Origin of the sequence: Okeania sp. (genome assembly GCF_035285525.1) — a bacterium.
Classification (GTDB): Bacteria; Cyanobacteriota; Cyanobacteriia; order Cyanobacteriales; family Microcoleaceae; genus Trichodesmium.
In genome coordinates this window covers 1-5,412 of sequence record NZ_JAYKGW010000191.1, presented here as the reverse complement: position 1 = coordinate 5,412, position 5,412 = coordinate 1, and the positions used below count along the sequence as shown (strand labels likewise).

Below are 5,412 nucleotides of genomic sequence, written 5' to 3'. Positions count from 1 at the left end.
TAGATAAACCCGCCCCCAATGATATGATATAAACCTAAGTAGGGGCGGGTTTCTCAGTTAAATTAACAACTCATCTAATTTTTAGATAAACCCGCCCCCAATGATATGATATAAACCATTAAACAGACACAGCTAACACCTTCTATGATGGCGGGTTTACATAAATCTGAGAGTCAGCAGATAAATCTCTGTTCAAACCCGCCCCTACAGCATTTTTTATCAACAGTAGGGGCGGGTTTCTTAAGTTAACGTAAAGTCACAAACTCTTCTGCAGTAGAAGGATGAATACCAACGGTTCGGTCAAACTCTGCTTTGGTTGCTCCCATATTTACAGCGATCGCCATTCCTTGAATAATCTCACCAGCATCTTTACCAACTATATGTACTCCTAAAACTTTGTCAGTATTAGTTTCAACCACTAATTTCACCATGACTTTCTCTTCCGCACCTGTGAAGGTGTGGTACATGGGGCGAAACTTGGCATGGTAACATTTAACAGAGTCACCAAATTTTTCTCGTGCTTCTGCTTCTGACAAACCTACCGTTCCTCCTTCTGGGTTGGAGAAAATAGCAGTTGGAATATTTTCTAGAGAAATAGCTCTAGGAATATTACCAAATTCTGTATCAGCAAAAGCGCGACCTTGAGCAATAGCAACTGGAGTCAAATTTGCTTTATCTATACAGTCTCCGACAGCATAAATATTTGGTTGAGTTGTGCGACAGTTATTACTCACGGCAACTGCACCATTGATTGTTTCGACACCAGCATTTTCTAGATTTAAACCTGCTAAGTTTGGTTTACGACCAGTTGCACAAAGGAATGTATCGACAATTAAAGGTTCAGCGTTTTCTCCACTCAGGTGAACTTTTAATCCTTCTGGTACTTTCTCAATTTTTTCTACATTAGTTCTGGTGCGGAAATTAATGCCATGTTTTACCATTCCTTCCTGAATATTGCTACAAATATCTGCATCAAAACCCCGCAAAATTGAATCTCGGCGAATAATTTGAGTAACTTCGGTACCAAGTCCGTTCATTATTCCAGCAAATTCGACACCGATATAACCGCCTCCCCAAACTGCCATTCTTTTGGGATGCTCCTTGAGGTGGAACATTTCACGGGAAGTAATAGTATGTTCAATTCCCGGAATATTTATTTTCTCTGGTTTACCACCAACAGCAATTAAAATTTTATCTGCTGTAATTTGGCGATCGCCTACTTCTACAGTATGGTTGTCAATAAATTTAGCATATCCCTCTATTAATTCTACCCCTGCTTTTTCTAGAAAACTAATATGTAGCTTACTCAACCGCAAAACTTCTGTATTGACAGCATCTAATAATTTATGAAAATCAAAACTTGGTTCTACTTCACTCCAACCATAACCTACCGCATCTTTATAAAAGTGAGAAAATCTAGAACCATAAACCATCAATTTTTTAGGCACACATCCTCTAATGACGCAGGTTCCTCCAACTAAATCATTTTCAGCGATCGCTACTTTTGCTCCATAAGATGCTGCTCTTTTTGAAGATGCTAACCCTCCTGAACCTGCACCTATAACAAATAAATCATAATCGTATGCCATAATTTAATATCCTTGAACTGCTCTAAAGATTTTGTTAAGAAAATTATAACAAACTATAAGTAGGGTTTGCTGAAAAAGTATGAATGGTAGATGGAGGAGTCAGAATCCAGAATCCAGAATCCAGGAGGAATAAGAATTACAGAAGAGGTAGTCCAAAGAATTATCCCTGGATTTTCTCCCATAATTAGCTGAATATCCTAGATTTTTTAGCTTTAAAGACTTAAAAGCTGGTACTTTTGACCTACTTAAAAACGCTAAAAGATTTATCTGTAAAGGCTTTTATCTTTAATCAGCAAGCCCTAAGTAGTTATGCAGAATTAATTTCCTAGTGGAGAGAGGCAATAGGTAAAAAAATTTACAAGTACGTCCGCAGCGAGTGTAACGGAGTGGAAGGTTTGCGCAGCATTCCGTCAGGATAGCAATTTCAAGTCTTTTAACTGCTTTAACATTTTTTATATAGTGACGTTTATTCACGTCAAGCTACTTAAGAATTATTATATTTTGTACCTTTTCTCCTATTTGCGTTTTTATGAGTAATTTGTAAATTATCAATAGAATCTAAGCCTCCTATAGCTAATGGTTTTTTATGATCTACTTCTATTTCATCTCCCATAAACAGAGGGTCTCCAGATATAGGGCATCTATTTCCTTGTTTTTTGATTAACATTTCCTTCTCTGAATCAGATAATTTTATCTTTCTTTTATCTTGCTTATACTTATTTTGAAATTTTTCTATTTCTTTTTTAAATTTATGTTCATCATAGTTACTATTTTCACTATTTTTCATTTTATAGAATAAATTTTTTAGTTCCTTTTTAATTGTTTTTCTATGATATCTTAGCATTTCATCATTCAGAGGATTTAGTATATACCAGAGTATATAAAAATCTTGTTTAGTTCTTCTAAAATAACGATTTTCCTTGCGAGCTTTATAGATAGAATCTAATTCATTTTTTAAATATATATCTAGGTGATTTTTATCTTTATCTTCATCAAGCAACACACATTTTACTTTTGAGATAAATTTTTCCACCTTTATAATACTATTCATAAATAGTTCCTTATCTTCCTGACGTTCAGAAACTTTTGTCAATACCGAACTAATATCCCCTTTTATTGGCGCTAATCTGGCATTAATCCTATTATTTTGTTTATATATTTTGACAATTTTTTCTATGTTTTGTTCTTGAAGCTGTTTAAACTCAAAATATACTAAAGATGTATATAATTCCTCATTTTCCATCCGGTCAAGGTCTTTGGCTAATTTTAGATGAAACCATTCTCGATATTCATTAACATTGTCTTTAATTTTTGTAATTACTTCCCGTTCAGCCCAAGAGTTCCACATTTCAAAAGAATTTTCTTTAATAGGATAAGGCTTATTATTTAATCTAACAAATAAGTCTACTGGATTAAATTCTAGATTTAGACTTTCTTCTATCTCAACAACAAATAATTGAAAATCTAATATTTTGTCTTGTAATGCAACTTCTAAATCCTGGAATTTTTTATTTTTTAATTCCTTAAGAATCCGTAAATTTTTCAGGGCAAAATTTGATTTTTTTGTGCTACATTTCTTATTTTATTCATCAACATATTCTTTCCCCAGGTATCCTAATATTGTTAAAAGTCTTTGCTGACCATCAATAACTTCAGAAATTCCATCTGAACGTTTAAAGATAAAAATAGGTGGTAAATTAATACCTAATAAAATACTTTCTATAATAGCGGATGCCTTAGACAAATTAGTTACTTCCGATCTCTGATAAGAAGGTCTAACTAAAAATTTCTTACGTTCCATCAATCGTGTTATATCATCTATTGAATTTCGCGATGGTTCTGGCTTAGTTACTCTTAAATCTTTAAGCTCGTTAAGTTTAGTAATAGTATCTTCATCATCTGTTTGTCGTAGTTTACTCAGTTCTTTTCTTTTTTCATCACTTCCTGCATAATAGACTTCTAAATTAATTTTAAACTCTTCTTCAAATAACTTCGCTGTAAAAGTATATCTCTCCTGTATTGCCTTATAAAATATCGTCTGTTCTTCAAAATATTCTTGGAAGTTATTTGATATTTTTTTACTGATTTTATCTAGTAAACTCTTGTGTTTTAGTTTCAATAAATTCACATTTTCATTTTCTAAGATTAGTAGGCTCCATAATAAACATTCAAAAATTAACCTATTGTGCTTTAAGTTTAGTCTTATAAAGATTTGCCTGAATGATTCTACAATTTTAACTTTATCAATAAATGATTCACATAGTCGCTCTACCTCTAGTTCAGAAATTTTATCTGATAAATGTTCAAATAATTTTCCTAAAGTTTCTGTCCTATTATTACTCCGAGAATAGTACTTAATCGGAAACATTTTCAAGACTAAATTTTTTCTAATAAATTGTAAAATTTTTCCTCTATCTTTCTCTTTAGTGCTATTCTTATTTGGCTTAAAGAACAAATCATACATTAATTGTTCAAAATCTGGGTCTTGCCTCAGACGATTTTTAAAATACTGATAAATTGGATCGGTATCATAAACAGCATTGTCAATTTCTGGTGCCTTTAAAGGCGTTATACCAGAATTATATCTAGCAAATATTTCTTTTTTTATTTTATCTTCTAATACAGAGTTTAACCTTGTTTCATTAACAATTGCAAATTCAACTATTCTGATTTTTGCCTCTAAAAACAAATCTATTATGCTAGTAGTTTCTTTATTATCAAAAATGGTTTTGTATGTATTTTTGGAGAGTTGTTTTAAAGCAAATAAACCTTTTTTAGTTAATTGAAATTTACTATTCTTAAATCTTTCTATTGTTTCAAATCTTTGCCTGCCATCAATAACTTCTGTTCGTTCTCCATTCTTGAAGAATATTAAAGGAGGTATTTCTGTTCCTAGAAGTATACTTTCAATAAAATATGAAGCTTTATCATCATCCCAAACATAATTCCTTTGATAGTAAGGTTTATAATCAATACGCCTTAAAAAGCGATCGCTAAATAGACTTTCTATTGATTGTGAATAAGTCTCTATTTTTAGATTTTCTTTGAATATACGTTCAAAATATTCCGCTTGTAAAAATAAATTACTCAATTAAAAAAATCTCCTTCTTCTACTAATTTTCCTTGAATTTTCATACAATAAAATTTATGAAATTGTTCCTCTTTAAGCTGGAAAGCATTGGTAAAATTATTATTATTTATTCCAGCATATTTATATTTTTCCTCCTTATTTACCAAATTTTACTCATATTTAAAACAAGTCCTGGCAATACTTTTTCCCCACTCACAGTCTCTGGATTTTCTAAACATTCATTCGGCATTCCAGGGCGATAAATATAAACTTTTCTTTCCTTTATATCAATTAACATTCCCTAATTTTACTTCCGATTTTGCCATATATTCTTCCATTTTTTCCTGTAAGGTTTTTAGACTATCAGAAGGTGACATTAATTCTACTACAAAATCTGGGCAAATTGGAGCAAACTTTTCCTTTTCTTCTTGAGATAAACTATTCCATCTTTCTAATTTTATCTAAGGCGCATCGGGAGATTTTTTCGCTCCTGTAGAAAGAGTAAATTCTGTACTCGAACTAAAAGCTAAACTCCTGCCATCTCTATTTCCTATTTAGGAACTAGCAGGAGACATAATTAATAATTCTCCAAATTTATTAGTTTCTATCCATAAATCTTGATTAACTTGACAGAATTTAAAAAATTGTTCCTCTGTCATTTTTAAGCTTAGAGACATTGGTAAAATTATTGTTTCTTCCAGTATATTTTGTCTCCTATTTACCAAATTTTACTCATCTTTAAAATAAATCCTG

General features: G+C 31.5%; 4 protein-coding genes and 1 pseudogene. All 5 read right to left on the bottom strand.

Going from position 1 to position 5,412, the window contains the following annotated elements; translation table 11 throughout:
• Positions 1–245: 245 nt before the first annotated feature.
• The 5 genes and pseudogenes from gor to VKJ25_RS18605 all read right to left on the bottom strand — a co-directional run bounded on the left by gor (position 246) and on the right by VKJ25_RS18605 (position 5,336).
• Positions 246–1,589: a glutathione-disulfide reductase gene (gor, locus tag VKJ25_RS18625; protein WP_324238137.1), complete on the bottom strand. Its 1,344-nt coding sequence runs from the start codon at positions 1,587–1,589 to the stop codon at positions 246–248.
• A gap of 484 nt (positions 1,590–2,073) precedes the next feature.
• A complete protein-coding gene (locus VKJ25_RS18620) occupies positions 2,074–2,937 on the bottom strand; it encodes an HNH endonuclease (protein WP_324238136.1) in 864 nt (287 codons plus the stop codon).
• 234 nt (positions 2,938–3,171) lie between these two features.
• Positions 3,172–4,680, bottom strand: coding sequence for a DUF262 domain-containing protein (locus VKJ25_RS18615; RefSeq protein ID WP_324238135.1), 1,509 nt, complete (start codon positions 4,678–4,680; stop codon positions 3,172–3,174).
• Positions 4,677–4,826, bottom strand: a complete 150-nt coding sequence (locus tag VKJ25_RS18610) for a hypothetical protein (RefSeq protein ID WP_324238134.1) — start codon at positions 4,824–4,826, stop codon at positions 4,677–4,679. The genes VKJ25_RS18615 and VKJ25_RS18610 overlap by 4 nt, the downstream gene beginning before the upstream one ends.
• Positions 4,820–5,336, bottom strand: a pseudogene (locus tag VKJ25_RS18605) (Uma2 family endonuclease). The gene VKJ25_RS18610 and the pseudogene VKJ25_RS18605 overlap by 7 nt, the downstream one beginning before the upstream one ends.
• Between the last annotated feature and the right edge of the window lie 76 nt (positions 5,337–5,412).

Bases quoted from the DNA above. Each gene is read 5' to 3' on its own strand.
- gor (WP_324238137.1), bottom strand. From the start codon at position 1,589: ATGGCATACGATTATGATTTATTTGTTATAGGTGCAGGTTCAGGAGGG.
- VKJ25_RS18620 (WP_324238136.1), bottom strand. From the start codon at position 2,937: ATGTGGAACTCTTGGGCTGAACGGGAAGTAATTACAAAAATTAAAGAC.